The 21792-nt window shown below is 44.5% G+C and carries 24 protein-coding genes; 16 read left to right on the plus strand and 8 right to left on the minus strand.

The window, feature by feature from the left end; translation table 11 throughout:
• Positions 1-22: 22 nt before the first annotated feature.
• The 3 genes from ACTSEZ_RS02685 (at position 23) to ACTSEZ_RS02695 (ending at position 1639) form a co-directional block, all read left to right on the plus strand.
• Positions 23-709, plus strand: a complete 687-nt coding sequence (locus ACTSEZ_RS02685) for a PepSY domain-containing protein (RefSeq protein WP_369732661.1) — start codon at positions 23-25, stop codon at positions 707-709.
• A 156-nt stretch (positions 710-865) separates the two neighbouring features.
• Entirely contained in the window at positions 866-1411 is a 546-nt protein-coding gene (locus ACTSEZ_RS02690) for a PepSY domain-containing protein (protein WP_369732662.1), read from the plus strand.
• A 135-nt stretch (positions 1412-1546) separates the two neighbouring features.
• Positions 1547-1639, plus strand: coding sequence for a YjcZ family sporulation protein (locus ACTSEZ_RS02695; protein ID WP_369732663.1), 93 nt, complete (start codon positions 1547-1549; stop codon positions 1637-1639).
• 281 nt (positions 1640-1920) lie between these two features.
• Here the strand turns inward: ACTSEZ_RS02695 and floT are convergent, their stop codons facing one another.
• Both floT and ACTSEZ_RS02705 read right to left on the minus strand, forming a co-directional pair.
• On the minus strand, positions 1921-3441 hold the full coding sequence (floT, locus tag ACTSEZ_RS02700) for a flotillin lipid rafts scaffold protein FloT (protein ID WP_369732664.1): 1521 nt from the start codon (positions 3439-3441) through the stop codon (positions 1921-1923).
• An 11-nt stretch (positions 3442-3452) separates the two neighbouring features.
• Positions 3453-3989, minus strand: coding sequence for an NfeD family protein (locus ACTSEZ_RS02705; protein WP_503129013.1), 537 nt, complete (start codon positions 3987-3989; stop codon positions 3453-3455).
• Positions 3990-4127: 138 nt separating this feature from the next.
• Between ACTSEZ_RS02705 and ACTSEZ_RS02710 the strand changes: the two genes are divergently transcribed.
• The 4 genes from ACTSEZ_RS02710 (at position 4128) to ACTSEZ_RS02725 (ending at position 8657) form a co-directional block, all read left to right on the plus strand.
• Positions 4128-5210 (plus strand): CdaR family transcriptional regulator, encoded by a 1083-nt coding sequence (locus ACTSEZ_RS02710; RefSeq protein ID WP_369732666.1) that lies wholly within the window; start codon positions 4128-4130, stop codon positions 5208-5210.
• Between the two features lie 121 nt (positions 5211-5331).
• A complete protein-coding gene (locus ACTSEZ_RS02715) occupies positions 5332-6600 on the plus strand; it encodes a GntP family permease (protein ID WP_369732667.1) in 1269 nt (422 codons plus the stop codon).
• 12 nt (positions 6601-6612) lie between these two features.
• A complete protein-coding gene (locus tag ACTSEZ_RS02720) occupies positions 6613-7746 on the plus strand; it encodes a glycerate kinase (RefSeq protein WP_369732668.1) in 1134 nt (377 codons plus the stop codon).
• A gap of 185 nt (positions 7747-7931) precedes the next feature.
• Positions 7932-8657 (plus strand): Bax inhibitor-1/YccA family protein, encoded by a 726-nt coding sequence (locus ACTSEZ_RS02725; RefSeq protein ID WP_369732669.1) that lies wholly within the window; start codon positions 7932-7934, stop codon positions 8655-8657.
• A 34-nt stretch (positions 8658-8691) separates the two neighbouring features.
• On the opposite strand, the gene ACTSEZ_RS02730 is transcribed toward ACTSEZ_RS02725, so the two are convergent.
• Both ACTSEZ_RS02730 and ACTSEZ_RS02735 read right to left on the minus strand, forming a co-directional pair.
• The gene (locus ACTSEZ_RS02730) at positions 8692-10017 is read right to left on the minus strand and encodes a DUF4179 domain-containing protein (RefSeq protein ID WP_369732670.1); all 1326 of its coding nucleotides are present in this window, start codon (positions 10015-10017) and stop codon (positions 8692-8694) included.
• Positions 10010-10531, minus strand: a complete 522-nt coding sequence (locus tag ACTSEZ_RS02735; RefSeq protein WP_369732671.1) for an RNA polymerase sigma factor — start codon at positions 10529-10531, stop codon at positions 10010-10012. Before ACTSEZ_RS02735 ends, ACTSEZ_RS02730 begins: the two co-directional genes overlap by 8 nt.
• Positions 10532-10924: 393 nt before the next feature.
• Between ACTSEZ_RS02735 and ACTSEZ_RS02740 the strand changes: the two genes are divergently transcribed.
• From ACTSEZ_RS02740 to ACTSEZ_RS02770, 7 genes are all read left to right on the plus strand, one after another.
• On the plus strand, positions 10925-12013 hold the full coding sequence (locus ACTSEZ_RS02740; protein WP_369732672.1) for a Gfo/Idh/MocA family protein: 1089 nt from the start codon (positions 10925-10927) through the stop codon (positions 12011-12013).
• Positions 12014-12070: 57 nt separating this feature from the next.
• Complete coding sequence (locus ACTSEZ_RS02745; protein WP_369732673.1) at positions 12071-13093, plus strand: Gfo/Idh/MocA family protein; 1023 nt, start codon at positions 12071-12073, stop codon at positions 13091-13093.
• Between the two features lie 19 nt (positions 13094-13112).
• Positions 13113-13871, plus strand: coding sequence for a sugar phosphate isomerase/epimerase family protein (locus tag ACTSEZ_RS02750; RefSeq protein WP_369732674.1), 759 nt, complete (start codon positions 13113-13115; stop codon positions 13869-13871).
• Between the two features lie 14 nt (positions 13872-13885).
• Positions 13886-14854 carry a sugar phosphate isomerase/epimerase family protein gene (locus tag ACTSEZ_RS02755; RefSeq protein WP_282033321.1) on the plus strand — a complete coding sequence of 323 codons (969 nt, stop codon included), beginning with the start codon at positions 13886-13888 and terminating at the stop codon, positions 14852-14854.
• 159 nt (positions 14855-15013) lie between these two features.
• Positions 15014-16009, plus strand: coding sequence for a LacI family DNA-binding transcriptional regulator (locus tag ACTSEZ_RS02760; protein ID WP_369732676.1), 996 nt, complete (start codon positions 15014-15016; stop codon positions 16007-16009).
• 79 nt (positions 16010-16088) lie between these two features.
• Positions 16089-16412, plus strand: coding sequence for an AbrB/MazE/SpoVT family DNA-binding domain-containing protein (locus ACTSEZ_RS02765; RefSeq protein ID WP_369732677.1), 324 nt, complete (start codon positions 16089-16091; stop codon positions 16410-16412).
• Positions 16413-16452: 40 nt separating this feature from the next.
• Positions 16453-16851 carry a hypothetical protein gene (locus ACTSEZ_RS02770; protein WP_369732678.1) on the plus strand — a complete coding sequence of 133 codons (399 nt, stop codon included), beginning with the start codon at positions 16453-16455 and terminating at the stop codon, positions 16849-16851.
• 81 nt (positions 16852-16932) lie between these two features.
• Here the strand turns inward: ACTSEZ_RS02770 and ACTSEZ_RS02775 are convergent, their stop codons facing one another.
• The 3 genes from ACTSEZ_RS02775 to ACTSEZ_RS02785 all read right to left on the minus strand — a co-directional run bounded on the left by ACTSEZ_RS02775 (position 16933) and on the right by ACTSEZ_RS02785 (position 18547).
• Entirely contained in the window at positions 16933-17649 is a 717-nt protein-coding gene (locus tag ACTSEZ_RS02775) for a YdeJ family lipoprotein (RefSeq protein WP_369732679.1), read from the minus strand.
• A gap of 233 nt (positions 17650-17882) precedes the next feature.
• Positions 17883-18038: an aspartyl-phosphate phosphatase Spo0E family protein gene (locus ACTSEZ_RS02780; RefSeq protein ID WP_369732680.1), complete on the minus strand. Its 156-nt coding sequence runs from the start codon at positions 18036-18038 to the stop codon at positions 17883-17885.
• Between the two features lie 59 nt (positions 18039-18097).
• The gene (locus ACTSEZ_RS02785) at positions 18098-18547 is read right to left on the minus strand and encodes a MarR family winged helix-turn-helix transcriptional regulator (protein WP_369732682.1); all 450 of its coding nucleotides are present in this window, start codon (positions 18545-18547) and stop codon (positions 18098-18100) included.
• 114 nt (positions 18548-18661) lie between these two features.
• Here ACTSEZ_RS02785 and ACTSEZ_RS02790 point away from each other — a divergent pair, with 114 nt between their 5' ends.
• Positions 18662-19075, plus strand: a complete 414-nt coding sequence (locus tag ACTSEZ_RS02790; protein WP_369732684.1) for an organic hydroperoxide resistance protein — start codon at positions 18662-18664, stop codon at positions 19073-19075.
• Positions 19076-19117: 42 nt separating this feature from the next.
• On the opposite strand, the gene ACTSEZ_RS02795 is transcribed toward ACTSEZ_RS02790, so the two are convergent.
• Positions 19118-20245 carry a S8 family peptidase gene (locus tag ACTSEZ_RS02795; RefSeq protein ID WP_369732686.1) on the minus strand — a complete coding sequence of 376 codons (1128 nt, stop codon included), beginning with the start codon at positions 20243-20245 and terminating at the stop codon, positions 19118-19120.
• Between the two features lie 282 nt (positions 20246-20527).
• Between ACTSEZ_RS02795 and ACTSEZ_RS02800 the strand changes: the two genes are divergently transcribed.
• Positions 20528-21781 (plus strand): helix-turn-helix domain-containing protein, encoded by a 1254-nt coding sequence (locus tag ACTSEZ_RS02800; RefSeq protein ID WP_369732687.1) that lies wholly within the window; start codon positions 20528-20530, stop codon positions 21779-21781.
• The last annotated feature ends 11 nt before the right edge of the window (positions 21782-21792 follow it).

Here is a 21792-nt window from a genome sequence, read left to right on the forward strand (position 1 = left end):
TATTCACATAAGGGGGGAGCTCATGCCAAACAAGTGGACGGTGCTGATAATTTTGGTTCTTTTAGCAGGTGCAGCATCATTGGCTGTTTTGGTTTTTTTCAAGGATGATCCTCTTACTGAAGCAGAGGCAAGAACCCTTGTTAACAGCCAGTACTCTGGAACGATCACCTCACTAAAAGAGACACGGGCAGACGGAGAGCATCTTTTCATTGCCGAACTTGAGGAAAAGGGAGCCTTGTACTCGCTGTCCGTCGATGCTGAGGCAGGAAAAATTAAGGAACTGAAAAAAATAAAAGATTTTGATGAGAAAAGAAGCGTTTCTGTTACAAAAACAGAGGCGAAAAAAATCGCTGAGGAGCAGTATCAAGGAGAGATAGAATCATTGTTCTACGTTGAATCGGAACAGGCATACAGCATCCGGCTTGTATCCGGAAAGGAAGAAATTTCGCTGAAGATTGATTCCTCAAGCGGGAAGATATTATCTGAAAACCGGAAAACAATAGGTTCCAATCCGAAGGTGAAGCTGACAGAAGAACAGGCGATTGAAATTGCAAGGAAAGAAGCAAAGGGTGAGGTTGGTGATCTTGACCTTGAAGAGGAGGACGGCAGGCTTTATTACGAGATTGAAATTGAAAATGGCGAGAATGAGACAACCGTTCAAGTCGATGCTTTTACAGGCGCTGTCCTTTCCGTATCTGTTGAAGATTAAAAGAGAACCTTTTGTAAGCAAAAGGTTCTTTTTTTATCGCCAATATGAATTTACACCGTAAACTAATCAATTTCTCATCAATTTCTAATGTTTCTCTCTCTTGTTTTTCATTTTTCAGATGTAGGATAAATGTATACAAATCAAGGAGGAATTCAGATGAAAAAAACAGCAGCTATTTTAACTGGAGCATTACTTGTCGGAGGAATTGGAATAGGTTCACAGTTTATAACGCCTGGAGATAAAGCGCAGGCTGAAAAAACAGCAGAAGAACAAAATTTGAAAATCAGCTATGAAAAAGCAAAAGAAATCGTTCTGAAGGAGAAAAAAGGCAGTATTTCAGAGATGGAGCTTGAGCAGGGGGCAGACGGATGGGTTTATGAAGCCGAAGTGAAGTCAAAAGGAAAAGACTACGATTTTACCATTAACGCAGGTACCGGCGAAGTGACAGAAATGCAAGAGGATGATGACAGCAGCGATGACGCCAAGGTAAATCAGGATAGGGTTAAAGTGACGATGGAAGAGGCGAAAAAGCTCGCTTTAAAAGAAGTGAAAGGCGAGGTCAATGAAGCGGAGCTTGAAAATGATGACGGCCAGGCTGTCTACAAGTTTGAGATCATGGCAGAAGACGGCAGAGAAGCTGAAGTTGAAATTTCAGCTGAAAGCGGAGAAACGGTAAAAACGGAATGGGAAGATGAAGACTAATACAAGTTTCCCTCAGGGTGCCCTCAGGGCGTTTGAGGGATTTTCTCAAATCTCCACTCTTGTCCTATATCAATCTCTATCATTCTACATATTTTGATAAGGAAAGTGAATAAGAGGTGAAATGGAGGAAGAGACATGTCTGAAGGACGCGGTTATGGAAATGGCTTTGCGCTAGTGGTTGTATTGTTTATTCTTTTGATCATTGTTGGAGCTTCATACTTTAACTAAACTGAACATGATAAAGAGGAGCTGCTGATGAGTAGATCAGCAGCTTCTTTTTATGTTTTCTGACAGGCTGCAGCTTTGGTGCGGAGGTTGCCATTGCACATAAAGGCAATTGCTGATTTTTGGCGGAATTTGTTAAAAATGGACAAATTCCACATAGCAATCTCCTGTACGCTGAATAGGATATGCTATGAGAAAATATTTTTTCTCATAAGCCTCATGTTTGTAAGACACCTCTTCCTGCTTGCGCATGCTGACACCGGCATGCGCTTTTTTCACGGCAATTATTCAGCTTGATCTGCATCTTGTTGTCTCAATGAAAGCTGATCGATGCTTTGTCTGATATTCCCTTTGCCGGAGTAGTTTTCTATCAGTTCTTTCATATCAATGCCGGATGATGCCTTCAGTGTTTCCTGCAGTGAGCTCATGAGATTTGTAGCATAGCCTGTGATTTTATTTGCTCCGCTGTTTTCTCCGGCGCCTCCAGTGTCCACGACAGTAATTTTATCAATATTGGACAGGGGTGCAGCTACTTGCTTGGCATATTCAGGAAGCATTTTCACGATCATATCGAGTACGGCTGCCTTGCCGTATTGTTCAAAGGCTTCTGCAATTTTTTCCTTAGCTTCAGCTTCTGCAAGTCCTTTGAGGCGGATGATTTCAGCTTCTGTTTCCCCTTGAGCACGTTCAGCTTCAGCCTTTGCGAGACCGTCCATGCGGATTCGTTCAGCTTCTGCTCTTGCAAGTGCCTCAATGCGGTATTGATTCGCGTCAGCATCTGCAAGCTGTTTCGCTTTTTCTGCTGCAGCGGCTTGTTCTACTGAATAACGGTCAGCGTCTGCTTTTTTCTTTACTTCAGAATCGTATTGAAGCTCGCGGCGCAGGATTTCTCTTTCTTCAAGCTCGATCTGCTTCTGGCGTTCAATGATTTTGACCTGCATTTCCTGTTCAGTGACCTTCTGTCTTGCTTTTGCGGCTTCAAGATCATAGGCTTGGTCAGCGTTTGCTTTAGCAGTATCCTGGTCTCTTCTGTACTCTGCCATTTTCAGCTGATTCATTTTTTCAGCTTCTGCAATTTCTGTTGCTCTCTCAAGCTCTGATTTTTTCGCTTCTTTTGCTGCCTCAGCACGTTTAATGCGCGTTTCTTTCTCGGCTTCCGCTGTTGCAATATCTGCGTCCCGCTTCACCTGTGCGATACGGGGCTTTCCAAGCGAATCGAGATACCCGTTTTTGTCCCGGACATCTTTAATGGTAAAGGAGACAATGACAAGACCCATTTTTGCCAGGTCCTGAGAAGCGACCCGCTGTACTTCCTGTGAAAACTTTTCCCTGTTTTTGTAGATTTCCTCTACCGTCATAGAGCCAAGAATGGAGCGCAGATGCCCTTCAAGAACTTCACGTGCCTCCTGCTCTCTGTCTGTTTTTGATTTCCCGAGAAATTGTTCGGCAGCAGTTGCGATCTCGCCTATAGAACCTCCGATTTTAATAATGGCGGTGCCGTCTGCCATCACAGGAACCCCTTGTTCTGTATACACTTCCGGAGTTGATACATCAAGCTTGCTTGACAGGAGGCTCAGCGGTTCAGCCTGCTGAAAGACAGGCAGTACGAACGTTCCGCCTCCGCGTACAATTTTAATTTTATTGCTGTTTTCATCCATGTGAACATTCTTGCTGCCCAGATAGCTTCCGGTAACGATCAATGCTTCATCAGGTCCTGCAGTACGGTACTTGGCAACAAAAACTGCAAGCAGAGCGATTAGGACAAATAGAGCAATTCCGGCAATGACAATGATAGTAGTTAACATAAAAATACCTCCTAAAGAGTTTCTTCGAATGGCTGATAGGGTGCTACATAGACGATGCTGTTTTTGCTTTCAATCACCAGTATTTTCGTGCCTCCGGCAATTGGTGTATGATCAAAGCTTGAGGCCGTTTTTGAAATGGACCCCACGCTGCTTGTAAGCAGCACTTCTCCAAAGCCGTCTGCAGGAATAGATGTAATGACCTGTCCTGTTCGGCCTTTTAAATCCGATTCATGATAAGAAAGAGACTCTTCTGCAGATGACAAAGGCACGAGGACGAAAAAATGAAGAAGAGCAACAAGGACACCGGATGCCATAACGGAAAGAAAAGCAGATAATATGGAAGAGAAAATGCCGGTTACTTCAAAGATGTATCCGCCCGCACAAAAGAATGTGATAAAAGCGAGAACAAGTGTGGGACTGAAAAAAGGGACGGCTTCGCTGATTCCTTCAAAGATGTCTCCGAAAAAGACGAAGATAAGAGTCAGAACACCGGCAATAATGAGTCCTCCAAGGTAAATGGCATCAATAGTATGAACTGAAATGGTGATCACCCCCTGACCGTTTTAAACTGCGGAAGAAAAGGAATAGGCCTTCAATCAGTAATACGCTCCACTTGACAGAAAGTTTCATTAATTCCGAATAATGGAGCTATGGTAAGATAAATCAAAATCAGCAGGTGACAAACAATGAATGAAAAACTCGCAAATGACATCGTATCAAGGACAATGTCCATCATTCCATATAACATAAATGTCATGGACAAAGACGGCACAATCATTGGTTCAGGAGATAAAAAAAGGCTTGGGGACATGCATATCGGTGCAATAAGTGTCATTCAAACCGGGAAAAAAGCCGTTGTGTCAGAAGAAGACGGCAAGAAACGGATGAAAAAAGGAGTAAACCTGCCAATCTATTTTCATCATGAATTAATTGGTGTCATTGGCATTACCGGAGATCCGGATGTGGTAGGACCGCTTGGAGAACTTGTGAGAATGGCGGCAGAACTGACCATTGAGCAGGCTTATTTGTCAGATCAAATACGTTGGAATGAAACGTTGAGGCAGGAAACACTGATCCAGCTGATAAAAGGAGAAATAATCGACAGGAGAGAATTTGCACAACGCGCCCAAAGGCTGCGGATTAATCTGGACATTGAAAGGCAGGCAATTGTCTTTGTTCTAAAAGAGGATATGAATTTAAAGAAGCGGAATCTCTTCTTAAAACAGCTTGAAGACGCTGCAGATGCAGATGGCTTGATTGTCATTCCGGGTGCTGCGGAAATTGTCCTTCTTAAAGACTGCCGCTCAAGTCAAAGCCCTGCATTTTTAATGAAAATGGCGGAACTTTCGCAGCAGTACGCGCATAGAGGGGCAGCGGGGTACGTTTATAAAGGGTTTAACGGTCCTGCCCTGTCGTATGAAAGTGCAAAGGATGCCCTAGCTTCAGGAGGAGCGGGAGAAGGTTCATTTATTCAGTATAAAGAAATGGCGCTGCCTGTATTAATTCGCAGGGGATATGACAGACAAAAGGATGTTTACTTACAGGATATTAAGAATGCTTTTGATGAAATGGACAAAAACGGTGAGCTTCTTGACACCCTGCAATTATTTTTCAATCAGAACGGAGATATGAACCATACAGCAGAAGAGCTGTTTATTCATCGAAATACACTGAGATACAGGCTTGATAAAATAGAAGAATCGACCTCTCTGAATCCAAGGAAAATGAAAGACTTACTGACGCTGTATACGGCTTTGCTGGTTGTCTGATTGTGCATATGCACAAAAAAGAGGCGCTGGCAGGCCGTCTTTTTTTGTCTGTATGGATAATGATTTCATAAAAGTAAGCGGTTACAATAAAAGGACCAAAAGAGAGAAGGAGGAAATCACGATGGATATTCAAGTAAGCGCTTTCGGGGCGTTATGCGCACTCATTGCAGCCATTTTTCTCATTCTGAAAAAAGTTCCTCCCGCGTATGGAATGATGGCAGGAGCTCTTATTGGGGGGCTTCTGGGCGGAGTAAATCTGACAGAAACCGTTGAGCTGATGATTGCGGGAGCAAAAGATATTACCCCCGCGGTTCTTAGAATTCTGGCTGCAGGAGTACTGGCTGGAGTACTGATTGAATCAGGATCTGCCTCGGTGATTGCTGATACAATTATAAAAAAAATCGGAGAGAAGCGTTCGCTTCTTGCTCTGGTCTTATCAACCATGCTGCTTACTATGGTTGGTGTGTTCGTGGATGTGGCCGTCATTACAGTGGCACCGATTGCCCTGGCCATCGCATATAAAGCGAAGCTGTCAAAGCCTGCGATACTCCTTGCCATGATTGGAGGAGGCAAAGCGGGAAATATTATGTCGCCGAATCCGAATACGATAGCAGCTTCTGATGCGTTTAATGTTCCTTTAACATCGGTCATGGCGGCAGGTGCCATTCCTGCCATTTTCGGTGTGGCCGTCACATATGTGCTTGCTAAGAGAATGGTGAGAAAAGGCGAGCAGATCAAGTCGGAAGAAATCATTTCAAATGATGGAGGCAGCCTTCCATCATTTGCGGCAGCTGTCAGCGGGCCGGCTGCAGCAATTCTGCTTCTTTCCCTGCGGCCTGCCTTTGATATAGCCATAGATCCGATTATTGCATTGCCTGCAGGAGGGCTGATCGGTGCAATTGCTACAAAAAATATGACTCATTTAACAGAGTTTGCAGCATCCGGGTTACTGAAAATGTCAGGTGTTGCGATCATGCTGATTGGAACCGGTACACTGGCAGGCATCATCGCAAATTCCGGTCTGAAAGATGTCATTGTTGCAGGGCTCAATGCTTCCGGTCTGCCTGCCTATATTTTGGCGCCTGCCTCCGGGATTTTAATGTCAGCAGCAACAGCCTCTACAACAGCAGGAACAGCTGTTGCGAGCAGTGTGTTTGCTCCGGCGATCTTGGAGATTGGAATACCTGCACTTGCAGGTGCGGCTATGGTACATGCGGGCGCAACAGTACTTGATCACCTTCCGCACGGAAGCTTCTTCCATGCGACAGGAGGCAGTGTGTTTATGGGAATGAAGGAGAGAATGAAGCTTATTCCTTATGAATCACTTGTCGGGCTGACACTGGCAGTGATTTCTACCCTGATTTTTGGTGTGTTTAAACTGTTTGGATAGGAGATGTTCGAGATGAAGATTGTCATCGCACCTGATTCTTTTAAAGAAAGCATGACGGCCCTTGAAGTATGCGAAGCAGCTGAAAGAGGTCTTAAACAGACGTTTCCCGGGGCAGAAATTGTAAAAGTGCCTGTTGCAGACGGCGGAGAGGGGACGGTGCAGGCGCTTGTTGATGCCACGAACGGCACGATGACGAAACTGTCTGTTACAGGGCCGCTTGGCCATCCTGCAGATGCGGAGTACGGCTGGCTTGGTGACGGAAAAACGGCTGTTATCGAAATGTCATCTGCCTCCGGCCTGCATTTAGTGCCGGCAGAACGGAGAAACCCTCTTATAACGACAACGGCTGGAACTGGAGAGCTGATCAGGGATGCGGTCAAAAAGGGAGCAGAGCATATCATCATCGGCATCGGCGGCAGTGCAACAAATGACGGCGGAATGGGGATGGCAAGAGCACTCGGAGTTCTCTTTCTGGATAATAAGAAAAAGGAAATAGGACATGGCGGAGGGGCATTGGCGGAGCTTGCGGAAATTGATGTTTCCGGCATAATGCCTGAACTTTCAAAAGTGAAAATAGAAGTAGCGTGCGATGTGGACAATCCTTTAACAGGGCCAAATGGTGCATCTGCCATATTCGGCCCGCAAAAGGGGGCAACGGCTGAATCGGTTGCTGTACTTGACCGCAATCTTGCGCATTTCGCATCCCTTTTAAAACAGACAACCGGGGCAGATGTGGCGCAAACAAAGGGAGCTGGCGCTGCCGGAGGGCTGGGAGCGGGACTGATGGCCTTCTTGAACGCTGAACTTAAAAGTGGAGTGGATATTGTATTAACTGCAGTGAATCTTAAACAGCACATGTCAGATGCAGACCTTGTCATCACCGGGGAAGGCAGAATTGACGGGCAGACCATCCATGGCAAGACTCCTGCAGGCGTATCAAAGCTTGCGAAGGAACACGGAATTCCTGTAATAGCTCTTACCGGTTCAATTGGAGAAGGATATGAATCTGTTTATGAAGCTGGGATTGGATCTGTATTTTCTATTGTGCCAGGCATAGTCACACTCGAAGAAGCGCTGAGAAAGGGTCCTCAGTATGTAGAGCAAACAATGGCAAATATCGGGCACATTCTGAAGCTGAAGCAATAAGGAGACCGCATGCGGTCTCCTTGTTTTTGTGATGGAACACCTCTAAGACCCCTTGAAGAACTTTGCGGCAGAAGATTTTCATAATAAGAGATCATTGCGATATAATGAAACTAGTAAGTTGCGTTCACTGTGAAACTTTTTCCGCATCTGTACGTACTACAAGTTGAGAAAAAGGAGTTGATCTTATGAGAACATCGAATCCTGCTTTGAAAGCTTTTGCAAAACGGGAAGGTTCTTATTCCAGCCAGCCGATGACGCTGATGGGTGCCATAAATAAATCGTTTCTGCTGCTGTTTATTTTAATAACGGCCGCAGGAGCTGCCTGGTATTACAGTGCACAGGGGCAGGACGTATCTGCCATCATGATCGGAGGGGCGATCGGCGGGTTTGTCATTGCACTGATTGTAAGCTTTGTTCCGAAAACGGCGCCGGTGCTCGCGCCCGTGTATGCGGTCCTTGAAGGAATGTTTGTAGGGGGCATCTCAGCCTATTACGCATCCCTCTACGAAGGGATTGTGATGCAGGCGGTCCTTTTGACGGCAAGTGTGTTTTTAGCTTTGCTGCTGGCTTATCGCTTTAGACTGATTAAAGTGACGCGCAACTTCAGGCTGGGTGTCTTTGCCGCAACCTTTGGCATTTTAATTATGTATTTGCTGTCGTTTATTCTTGGGTTTTTCGGTGTAGCCATTCCGTTCCTGCATGATGCAAGTCCGGTTGGAATCCTCATTTCAGTTGCGATCGTGATTGTCGCATCGCTTAACCTTGTTTTGGATTTTGATTTTATTGAAAATGGGTCGAATGCAGGGCTTCCGAAGTACATGGAATGGTATGCAGGCTTTGCACTTCTGGTCACGCTTGTCTGGCTGTATCTTGAGATATTGCGCCTGCTTGCAAAACTGCGCCGCAACTAACCAGGAATGCCCGCTCACTTTGAGCGGGCATTTTTTATTGAATTTTGATTGTTGTTTTTTCCTTAATAAAGCCGGGGTAGTCGATAAACTTCATAGTCAGTGGGCCGCTGCCTGCTTTCCGGCGGTCAAATTGAACAGAGAACCGTTTCTTGCCGTTGCCGAATTCTCCATTGGAAGACTGGACATAGACGCTTTCTCCATTTGCATCTATTACGTCATTAATCAGCATACTGGACATTTCTCTATCTTCGGTATAGGTGAAGGAAACTTCATTTTCAGAAACTTCTATAAGGCTGAAAACATTGTCTTGCGGCTGTTTCACTACTGTCTTTTTGACAGGATCGATGATAACCTCCAGATCATTTTTACTCACTCCCCGTATCCTGCTGAATTCCAAATACAGTTCTTTAGGTGTTTCAAAGTAATTGCTCTCCAGATAAATCACATCTTCTGTGGCGCTGATTTCCGATCCCACTAATCCATTATGGAAAAGAGACCACGGCTCGCCTTTTTCATCTGTAAGCCTGATATCATCGAAGGCGAATAGCTCCATCGTATTTTCTTTATCATATTCCACGTATAGGGCTGCAGAGAGAGGAGTAATTTCAAGTTTTCTGAATGTGATTTTTTGGTTTTCTACTGAAACGGTTTTGTTCAAGTCAATTTCTCTCATCTTTTCTTTTACGAGATCCTGATCCAGTTTAAACTCAAATTGAAACGTATCTTCTGCGGTCCTTGACAGAGGTCTTTGTGTCTTAACCACAAGATCCAGCTTAAAATCCTCATGATTCATCGGGTCAACAAAGTCGTAGTCAATCGACGAATGTTCGCTTTCATTATGAGCGATCATTTCATCGGTATGTCCATAACTGATCATTGCATTTTCGTTAAGATTGTTTGTTCCCGATGTTAGTTTGACCTTCTCCAATCCAATTTCCGCTTTTTCAGACTTGTTTTGAACTGTATAGAAGATACGGAGCTTTCTCTGGTCGACAATGGCCGAGTTCAGGGTGATTACTATGCCGTTTTTCTCATCAGACACACCGATTTCCTGTACAAAATCATTTTCTGCGGCCGACATTAACCCTTTATTGTATCTGATGATTTCAACCACATGTTCCATGCCGGGGATTGAACTGACATAGGAAGCAAATGCTGGAGAAACTCTGATTAAGGTGATAAACGTAAAAATGAATAGTGAAGCAGCTATAGCGGCCCATTTAAATGAATACGGCCTTTTTTCCGTTTTCGCTTTCTGATATCCGGCCGTGATGGCATCATCGAGTTCGTCAAAAGGAACGGCAATCATGTCTGTTTTCGTCCTGATCTGCTTCAGCTTATATTCTTCCTTTTCAAACATGACCATCACCTCCGTTTTCTTCCAGCTGCTGTCTAAGCAGGGCAAGCGCTTTTTTCAGTCTTGTTTTCACAGTGCTTTCCGGACAGTTTAACTGATCGGCTATTTCTATTATTTTCAGATCCTGAAAATATTTCATGACGATGACAATCTGATATTTTTCACTGAGACTGCTTAGCGCCTCCTGAATTTCCACGGAATGAAGGGAATCTGCAGCCGTACCGGATGAGGCAAGCTTTTCGTCAAGCTTCACTTTCTTTTGACGCTTCAGCTGATCATGGCAGTAGTTCATCATGATCCGGACCAGGTACGTTGTAAAATAAGACGGCTCCTTCACTTTTTTGAGTGATTTATACGCACGGTACGTTACTTCCTGAACAGCTTCAATCGCATCGTTTTCATTTTTCAAATACAAATAGGCGGTCCGGTAAAGCTGTTCTTTATGCTGTTTCATTACGAGCAGAAAGGCCCGGTCATCGCCCCTGATCGCTGCCTGAGCGAGAGTGGGATCTGTCAATGGGGATTCCTCCTTGATGGGGTCATATATCCTGTTTATAAAAAAGCAAGTTTGTCATGAACGCAGTTTTGTGTGAAAGCTTTTTCCTCTTTATTCATTAGACTTCAAACGTCTGAAAAAGTTTTCAATTTTCATTCTTTTTTTAGCTTACAAGAAAACAATTGTGAGAGATAAATATTTTTTAAATTTTTGTTTGATTAAAAGCGCTTTCATGTTAAAATGGGTTTGTCGAAACGTTTCACATTGATTTAAAAGAACAGGAATAAGGGATTTATACATAATTGCCCCCATATCTTGTGAAACGTTTCAAATCACTTATAAATACGGCAGCGGCTTAAGCACGCTTCCAGAACGGGTCCTGACAATGGGCCGGAATGAACCCGGAGGTGGACAATGAGTACGATTGTTCGAGTTGGAATTATCGGGTGCGGAGGAATTGCAACCGGCAAGCATATGCCTGCTCTCGCACGCCTGAAGAATGTTCAGATGGTGGCATTCTTTGATCTTGTGGAAGAAAGAGCCATCGAAGCAAAAATGCAGTTTGGTTCAGAGATGGCTGAACATTACACAGATTATAAGGAATTGCTTGCAAATCCGGGTATTGATGTCGTTCATGTCTGCACACCGAATGATTCCCATTCAGATATTTCAATTGCAGCCCTTGAGGCAGGCAAGCATGTTATGTGTGAAAAGCCGATGGCAACTTCAGCTGCTGAAGCCAGAAAAATGCTTGAGGCAGCGAGACGCACTGGTAAGAAGCTCTCTGTTGCTTATCAGAACCGCTACCGCGCAGACAGCCTGCACCTGAAAAATCTCTGCGAAGAAGGGGAGCTTGGCGACATTTATTTTGCGAAGGCCCATGCAGTCAGAAGACGTGCAGTGCCGACTTGGGGAGTGTTCCTTGATAAGGAGAAACAGGGAGGCGGACCGCTGATTGACATCGGCACTCATGCCCTGGATCTGACACTTTGGATGATGGATAATTACGAGCCGAAAATGGTTGTCGGAACAGCTTTTCATAAGCTTGGACCTAAGGAAAATGCGGCAAACCTCTGGGGACCATGGGATCCTGAAAAGTTTCAGGTGGAAGATTCAGCGTTTGCCTATATTACGATGCAAAACGGTGCAACCATCTTTCTCGAGTCAAGCTGGGCATTGAATACCGTTAATATCGGCGAAAGCAAGTGCACGCTGATGGGAACAGAAGGCGGAGCAGATATGGACAGCGGCCTCCGCATTAACGGAGAGCGCCGCGGAAAGCTTTATACGACAAACGTTGATCTGGATGAATCCGGAGCATCTGTTGTGGACGGAAAACTCGAAAGCGAAGCAGATATTGAAGCGCGGCTTTGGATTGAAGCAATTGTCGAGGATAAAGATCCGGTTGTTAAGCCTGAACAGGCCCTGATTGTAACGGAAATTTTGGAAGCGATTTATAAATCGTCCGAAACCGGCGAACCGGTATACTTTGAGAAAAAATAAGAGATTTCTGCAGCAGGAATCGATTTCATCTTTTTAACTACTAGGAGGAAGAGAAACATGAAAACGCTAAAAATCGGAATTATCGGATGCGGAAGCATTTCAAAACACAGACATCTGCCTGAATGGGCTGGAAACAAATTTGCTGAGATCGTTGCTGTCTGCGACATTAACGAAGACCGTGCAAACCTTACTGCACAGCAGTACAATGCAAAAGCATTTACCGATTACAGAGAGCTTCTTGCCCTTGAAGAGATCGACGCTGTAAGCGTTTGTACGCCGAATGCCCTTCATGCGCCAATGTCAATTGATGCGCTGAATGCAGGCAAGCATGTTCTTTGCGAAAAGCCGATGGCTACTTCAAAAGAAGAAGCAGAAGCAATGATTCAAGCGGCTGAAAAAAACAACCGCAAGCTTATGATCGGCCACAACCAGCGTTTTGTGCCTTCTCATGAGAAAGCAAGAGAGCTGATCAAAAATGGACATATCGGAAAAGTATTTTCTTTCCGCACAGCATTTGGCCACGGCGGTCCGGAAGGCTGGAGTGCTGATGGACGCGACAGCTGGTTCTTCAAGAAAGAAGATGCGTTTATCGGCGCTATGGGAGACCTTGGTGTTCATAAAGCTGATTTAATGCGCTACATACTCGGCGAAGAAGTGACAGAAGTAGCAGCATTTGTAGATACGGTTGCAAAAGAGGGAGCAGACGTTGATGATAACGCTGTCTGCGTGGTTAAAACAGAAAGCGGCATCATGGGAACGCTTGCTGCAAGCTGGTCATACAGCAGGGAAGATAATGCGACGGTTATCTATGGTGAAAAAGGAGTGCTTCGTTTAGAAGATCACCCTCAATTCTCTTTAATCGCACAATATACGACTGGTGAAGTAGTAAACTACGAGCTTGGCAAAATTCAGTCAAATGATGAAGGGGGACAAACCTCATCTAAAGTGATTGATAAATTTGTCGACAGCATCATCGGCAATACAGAGCCAGCAGTATCAGGGGAAGAAGGCTACAAATCTCTGAAAATCGTACTTGGTGCATTAGAGTCGAACGAAACGAAAACGATTGTAAAACTATAATCATAAGGGGGATTATGTCATGACGAAAAAAGGACTTCAGCTCTATACAATCAGAACGCTGCTCGAAAAGGATTTTTTCGGCACATTAAAACAAGTTGCCGAGTACGGGTACGAAGGGGTGCAGTTTGCAGGCTATTACGACACGCCGGCAGACCGTCTGACAGAAGCATTAAACGAGTATGGACTGAAGGCAGCGGGGAGTCATGTGCCTTATGAACAAGTGACAGGGGACGGGCTCAGCCAAGTCATTTCCTACAATAAAGAAATCGGCAATGATTTAATTATTGTTCCTTATTTAACAGAAGAGCAGCGCACGGACCTTGATGCATATAAACACGTTGCGCAGGAACTGAACAAAGCAGGAGAAGTGATTAAACAGCAGGGCCTGCAGCTTGCGTACCATAACCACGATTTTGAATTTCATTCATTTGGAGAGCAGACGCCATTTGACGTCCTGCTTCAGGAAACAGACCGCAATCTGGTCAAGTTTGAGCTTGACTGCTACTGGGTGACTTATGCCGGCTATGACCCGCTTTCCCTGATTAAAGAACAGCGGGACCGTGTTGCGAGCCTCCATATTAAAGATATGAAAGAAACAAACGGTGTTAAGCACAGTACAGTCATTGGCGAAGGAACCCTTGATATGAAAGGGCTGCTGACTCTTGGAAAAGACCTTGAACTGCCATGGTTCATTGCTGAGCAGGAGCATTTTGAAGGCGAGTTAATGGAAGCCGTTGCGCTTAATTCAAAAAAAATGGACGAACTATTAAAAGCATAGAAAGGAAGATCAAGATGAAACTAGGGGTATTCACGGTTTTATTTTCAGATAAAAACCTCGATGAAATGCTGGATTATGTGAAAGCATCAGGTGTTGAAGCTGTTGAGATTGGAACAGGATGCTATCCTGGAAATGCACATTGTTCTTTAGAAGAGCTTCTTGGCAACAAGGAAAAGCAAAATGAGTATTTGGAGAAAGTTACTTCACGCGGACTGACAATCAGCGCATTCAGCTGCCACGGAAATCCGATTTCACCTGACTCGGCTTTTGCTGCTGAGTCTCATGAAACACTTGTCAAAACGATCAAGCTTGCAAACGAAATGAACGTTCCGGTCGTCAACTGCTTTTCAGGTACTGCAGGTGACCACGAAAATGCTAAATATCCAAACTGGCCGGTTGCCCCTTGGCCGAACGAATATGGCGACATTCTGAAGTGGCAATGGGAGCAAAAGCTGATTCCTTACTGGAAGGAAGTCGGCGAGCTTGCTCAAAGCCTGAACGTGAAAATCGGATTAGAGCTTCACGGAGGGTTCCTGGTTCACACTCCTTACACGCTGCTGAAATTGCGCGAGGAAACATGTGAAGCCATCGGGGCCAACCTTGATCCAAGTCACTTATGGTGGCAGGGAATTGATCCTGTTGGAGCGATTAAAATCCTTGGAAAAGCGGGAGCGATTCATCATTTCCACGCTAAAGATACGTATCTTGACCAGGACAACATCAACATGTATGGTCTGACAGACATGCAGCCATACGGAGAGATTCAGTCAAGAGCATGGAATTTCCGTTCAGTCGGCTGCGGACACAGCATGCAGGAGTGGTCAGATATGATCAGTGCGCTTAGAACATACGGCTATGACTATGTTGTAAGCATTGAACATGAAGATCCGATCATGTCGATTGAAGAAGGCTTCCAGCGCGCAGTATCAAACTTAAAGAGCGTACTGATTAAAGAACAGCCTGCAAATATGTGGTGGGCATAAGAACTTCTTTATGGGATACACCGTACAGGCGGGTTTGACACCTGCTTGTACGGATTATTTCCAAAGAACCATTTCCTCTCTTTATTCACCCCAAGCATCCCGCGCACAAAACTCTGTTGGAGCAATTCAGAAGAAGCCATGAAAGTAAGGTGGAGAAGAATGGCCACAATCAAAGATGTTGCAAAATTGGCCGGTGTTGCTGTTTCCACAGCATCCTATGCATTAAACAATAATTCAAGAGTGAATTCAGAAACGGCAAAACGTGTTCTGGAAGCTGCCAAAACCCTGAACTATCAGAAAAACGGGATAGCAAGGGACCTAAAGCGAAGCAAAACAGAAACAATCGGCATCATTGTCCAGGACCTGTCCGGCCCTTTTTATTCAGAACTGATGAGAGGCGCACAGGATACTCTCCTCACTCACAAATACGGGCTGATTGCCTGCAGCGCCATCGGCGGAAATGTAACCACTGCGACAAAATTTTTAAGAGAACGAAGAGTGGACGGAGTCATCATTCTTGCTGAAAGCCTTCCGGATGAGCTGATTCTGCAGTCCGTCAGGGAAGATTTTCCGATTATTGTTCTTGACCGGAAGCTTGACAGTGACAGCATCATTCATGTCCTCGTCGATAATTTTTCAGGCGGGTATCAGGCAACGCAGCATCTTATCGATCTTGGCCATAAAGAGCTTGCCTACATTGGGGGACCGTCGCATAACCGGGACAATCAGCTCCGTTTTGAAGGCTATAAGCAGGCTCTGAAAGATTCAGGAATTCATCTCCATCCAAGCTGGATTCTTCAAGGCCAGTATACACGTGAAGGCGGATACTCTGCGGGCAAAATTCTCATGATGCAGGGGAACGCCCCGTCTGCTGTTTTCTGCGCAAATGACGAAATGGCTGTAGGTGCGATCAAAGCCTTTAAGGAAGCGGGTTTAAAAATACCGCATGATCTCTCTATCATTGGATTTGACGACATTGAAATCTCGCAGTATATCTCTCCGCCGCTATCAACCGTTAAGCAGTCCAACTACGAAATCGGGTCTCTTGCGGCCCATTTGATTTACCAGGCGCTGAATGAAGGGATAGAAGGCAGGGATTATTTGCTGCCGACTGAACTTGTTCTGAGAAGCTCAACAGCCCGGAGGCAGCTTTAAACAGCATAGCCAGAAGGAGAAACAAAGCTCTTTTTATGATATAATAAGAGGCATCTTTATAAGGAATGGAGTGAGATCGTTGAAAAAAGGCCCATTTTTCGTGAAAATTTGGTCAAATGGTCAAGTGATGATTCCTTCCTATATACGCAAAAAACTAAACATTCAGTCAGGTGAGCGTGTCATTGTACAAACAGACGGCAGAATGATACAGCTGATGAAAAATGACAGCAGCACATTTGAAAACGAAACCATTATAAGCAGCAAAGGAACCGTGACCATACCAAGCGAAATAAGAAATCTCTGTGATATTGATGTTGGCGAGAAGCTGAAAATAGACTGGAACGAAGCCATGCAGAAAATTACGTTCAGCCTGCCGGATCACATGTCCACATTATCAAGCTGACGCAGGAGACGTGTCGTTTGCACCATGCAGGAGGACTATAGTGAAAAAAGTTACGCTCTTTCTCATGACAGCCATATTTGCTTTTCTTCTGTCAGGCTGCAAGGACGAAGACGAAGGAAGAGACCGGAGGCTTGTTGCAGCAGAAGATATGTTAGAGGCAATAATAGAAGAAGATGAAAGGGAGATGAAAGCCCTTTACCTCAAAGGGGCTTATCATACACCCGAAGAATTAATTTCCCTTAAGAAAAAGTGGGGAATTGACAAGCTGGAACTGAAGGATTTTAATCTTCAGGAAGAAAGCTTTTACGTTTACCGCGCCTATTATGACGAGGTTGACCAGAGGGAGAGAAAAGCGATTGTTCTTCGCGTCAGGGAAACGGAAGATGACCGGATCATTGTTGATTTTGTTGATCAGATAACGGAAAAGAAACAAGAGTGATGCGAATAGAAGCGGCGTCGGCAAATGAAATCACTGAAAAAACCAGGCTCACATTTTGAGCCTGGTTTTTTTGAACGGAAATCAGCGAAACTTTAGCAATTTGATCAAGCTGATAATCTCCTGGCCATCTCTTGGTTCAATAGAAACAAGCTTTGTGTTGTTCAGAATATTTTCTGTAACTTTTCGAAGTTCTTTTTCATCAACACCAGGAGGGGGGGCTTCCCAGCGCATCTGAGTCTCGTAAATATGAACTGTTCCGTCGCCGTTCCCTCGATATGTAACCGATCCGTCAATTAAACGGGAGCCGAATAATTGAATAACCCCGTCCGGATAGACGGCACTGCTGTCGATATTGGGATTGACCGGCTCGCCCTTTGGGATATGCCTGATGTTCAATTCATCAAGCTCCTGATTCGGGCCGAGCTGCGCCCAGACCCTGGCATACTCAATTTCTTCACTCGAGTAGCTGGCCAGCGGATCATTTGTCTGCCTGGAGCTGTCATCATCAGTCCCGCTCTTTTCTTCAGTTTGGGGGCTGCTTTCTTCAGATTTGGAACTGCTTCCTTCTTTGGATTGGGCATGGCCGCTTTTTTCAGCTGTTGAAGCTGTTTCCTGAGGAAGGGATTCTTCCGTTTCATTTGAAGCCGTGCTTACATCTTCGTCATCGGAAGTGTTCTCTGCTGATGCTGCAGGCGGGCTTTTTTTCGTGGAATCCTCTGGTTTGGCAGTATCTTCGGTGCATCCTCCAAGCAATGCCAGCAGTCCAAGAAGTAAAAATAGCATTGATGCCTTTTGCATTTGTAATATCCTCCTTACCATCCAGTAAAATCCTGATGCGGGTGTTGACTATCCAAAACCGAAACCGGTCAACATGAATAGCTAGGCCGAATCCATTCTCCATTATGACATAATTTCCCTCTTTATTATATAAAAAATTCCAATTTTAAGTTTTTTATCCAATCCGGAAAAGGAACAAAAACAAAGCCGGGTGATACCTGATTGGTTTCACTCGGCTTTGTTTTTGCATGAATTCAATTAGACGCTTCCTGCATTCTGACGCCAATGTTTAAGAGGCGGTCAAGCTGCTGGCTCGCCCTGATAGTAGAAGGGGAACTGAGTCCCTCTCGTCTTGCACTCTCAAGCATTTTCTGACGGTACTTTTCAATTAATAGATCTACTCGGCTCAAAACCATCACCGCTTTCCCGCATGTGTTTATAGTTTAACTATCGGCCGATTTTCCCTATTTTAAACCTTTTTCTGGGAGGAGGTAAGTTTTTTTAATAAATGCCTGAACTCCTTGTTCAGCCGCTCATAATCCTCTATTGTAAGTCCGCTTGCTGCAGCCATGTACTCGGGGACGCGTGAGGCATCCGCCTGCAGGTTCCGTCCTTGTTCTGTCAGACAAATGTTCACTTTTCGTTCGTCTGCTTTTGACCGGTTCCTCTGAACGAGTCCCGCTTCTTCAAGCCTTTTTAAAAGAGGTGTCAGAGTGCCGGAATCAAGAAACAGTTCTTTTCCAAGTGCATTTACACTCATCTCTTCCTGCTCCCATAACACTAGCATGACCAGGTACTGAGGATAAGTCAGCTTAAGCTCCTGCAGGATGGGCCTGTACAACTTAGTCATTTCCCTCGAGCATGCGTAAATAGAAAAACAAAGCTGCTGCTCCAGTCTGAGAGATTGCTCTATAGCCATCATACATTCTCCTGACATTTCTTATTTGACAAGACCAGTATACTCTTGTTATATTAGTTTTGCAAAAATAAATTGTGCACAATTAAATTATACGAAACTAAAGGAGAGATTCACATGCAAAAGCTATACACTGCAACAGCATCAGCCATTGGCGGCAGAGAAGGACGGGTGCAGACCGCTGACAATTTCCTGGATCTTGCAATTGAAATGCCGAAAGCGCTGGGAGGACGCGGCGGAGAAGGGACGAACCCGGAACAGCTGTTTGCGGCAGGGTATGCAGCATGTTTTGACAGTGCGCTGAACCTTGTTGCCCGTACTGAGCGTGAGAAAATTGGCCAGACAAAAGTCACTTCCCACGTTTCGATCGGAAAAGATGACTCGGGCTTCGGACTGTCTGTTGTCCTGGAAGTTCATATCCCGGATGTGTCAGAAGAACGCGCAATGGAGCTTGTTCACAAGGCTCACGGCGTATGCCCGTATTCAAAAGCGGTCAAAGGGAATATTGAAGTTGAATTAAAAATTGTTTAAAGATGGAAAAGAGCTCACGTTTATGACGTGAGCTCTTTTGCATTATTGGATGGCGGCCTGGACATTAATTAATCCCGCACCATAATAAAATGGGTCGCCCAAAGGCAGAGCAGTGTTTTTCAGCCTGCTTCGGACTTCTGTATTGGACATGGATGGGTATTTTGACAAAATAAGTGCTGCAGCACCAGCAACATGAGGAGAAGCCATTGAAGTTCCATTAAATGATGCATACTTATTTCCGGGAACCGAACTTAAAATATTTACACCTGGAGCCATCACTTCAAGTTCGCTGCCGACACTTGAAAATGAAGCTCTGGCATTTGCTGAATCAACGGCTCCAACAGCAATGACAGAACTGTATTTGGCAGGGTAGCCAATTGTATTCCGTTTGCCCTTTGATCCGCTGTTTCCTGCAGCAGCAACAACCACTGCTCCTCTGTTGTAAGCTAGGTCTACGGCCTGTTTAAGAGCTGTTGAATCCTGACTGCCGCCGAGGCTCATGTTAATAACATCCATACCATTAGCAACAGCCCATTCAATTCCCTGTGCGATTCCGCTGTAGCTGCCGCTTCCTGTTGAATCCAGAACCTTTACTGCATAAAGAGAAACGTCCGGTGCAGTACCGAGCACCCCAACTGTATTATTTAATGCTGCCACAGTGCCGGCTACATGAGTCCCGTGACTGTCGCCATCAACAAATGGATCAGGCTCATTTGGGATAAAGCTTGCTCCGCCTGAAACATTCAGATCTTCATGGGAAGCGTCAATTCCGGAATCGAGAATGGCAACCTTTACACCGCTTCCTTTTACTCCTGTCGACTGAACGGCGTCTGCTTTAATTTGTGTAATTCCATAAGGCACAGATTGTCCAATAGCTTTTGCTTCGAAATCTTCTTCAACAAACAGAACGTTCGGGTTTTTCTCGAGCGCTGCCGCTGCCTGATCCGGCAGGGAGGCGTGAACAACATTCATATATTTATATTGATGCTTGACCTTGCCCCCGAAACCGGAGATGATCAATGCTTTCATTTTAGAATCTTTAACAGTTGGTTTCATTCCGATGAGGTAATCTTTCTTTACCGTTTCCGCTTCTGCCGGCTGTATGGAAAATGCCATTGTGAATGCTAGAATAGCAGCAAGAAGCAGACTGAAAATCTTTTTCTTTTTCATCAAATACCCCCTAGGTAGAAATAATTGAATAGATTGACTATTCTATTAATTATGCTACCATTTTAATAGAAGGTCTTGTATTGGGAAAAATGAGCCTTTTTTCACCGTTTAATGCAGAAAAGCAGAGGGGTGTTTCCTTACAACTTTTAATATTGGGAAATAAGGTTGTATTTTTTCATTTAATTTCGGAAAATTAAGTCTATTTTCCCAATACGAAACGACAAGGAATCGTCATAATAAAGAGAGAATGACATATACAGATTAGTAGATGAGGTGCTGCCCATGGAAATCGGAAGTCGGATAAGGTTCTATCGCATACAGCAGAATATGACCCAGGAGGAACTGTCTAGAGGCATCATTTCCACTTCATACTTATCGAAAATTGAAAATAACCAGACCACAGCAAGCATCGAGGTATTGGATTTCCTCTGCAGCAGACTTAAGATCAACCTCATCGAAGAAGAAGAAATTCCGCTCATGAAGTCCCTTTTTGACTGGTACCATGATATCGTTCACCGCCGGCAGGATACTCTCAGAAAAAGATATGAAGAGCTCCGGGAGAAAATCCATTCCACAAGCGACACAACAGCCATGCTGTACTTTGTTCTTTTTGAGTTCAGATACTTGCTCACAGAAAGAGATTTTGCAGAAGCAGAAGCAAAGCTTGAGAAAATCAGCCTCTATAAAGATATCTTTGAAGAAAAAATGACGTACTATTACGAGAAATTCATCGGTCTTCATCACTACCTTCAGAGCAAATATTCCTCAGCCCTTATGCATCTTAAGGGAGCTGAACGGTTTTTGACGAAGCATCTCCCCTTTGAAAAATGGGAAGAAGCGGATCTCTATTATTCAATCGCCCTTACCCTCAGCCAGCTGCGGAAGGCAGCCCTGGTCATTCAATATACTCACTTCGCATTAAATATCTACCAGTCAAGATATGATTTAATGAGATGTGCCGAATGCCAGATCCTGCTTGGGATTAATTATTTGAGGTGTGAGGAGTACAGCAGGTCAGAGGAAAGCTATCAGCTCGCCCGAAAAATAGCCGAACAGCTGAATGATAAAAGTTTACTAGGCATGATCTGCCATAACATGGGGTATTTAAGTTCTATCACCAAAAAATATGAACAGGCAATTGATCATTATAACGAGGCTTTGAAGTACAAAAATAAACATGAAGCATTAAGCACGATTTTCTCCATTCTCTACGCGTATTACCAGCTGGACAAGAAAGAGGATGCAGAAAAGTGGATTCTTGAAGGCCAAACCATTTTAAAACAGAATCCTAATCAGGAATATGATTATCATTTTAAAGTCTATGATTCTCTGCTCAAAGGCAATCTTTCAGCTGAATTTGAATTCTTTATGCTGGAAGTGGTCATTCCGTACTTTATTGAACATGAAAAGCAGCAATATATTATTGAATACTCGGAGCTCATGGCCTCTTACTTCGAAGAGCGCCACAAATATAAATCAGCGGCACACTACTATCAAATCGTATGTAATGCTTTAAAAAGAGCTTATTCAAATTAGGAAAAGAGGAG

It is taken from the genome of Metabacillus mesotrionivorans, assembly GCF_052171315.1.
In the GTDB taxonomy this organism is placed as follows: Bacteria; Bacillota; Bacilli; order Bacillales; family Bacillaceae; genus Bacillus_P.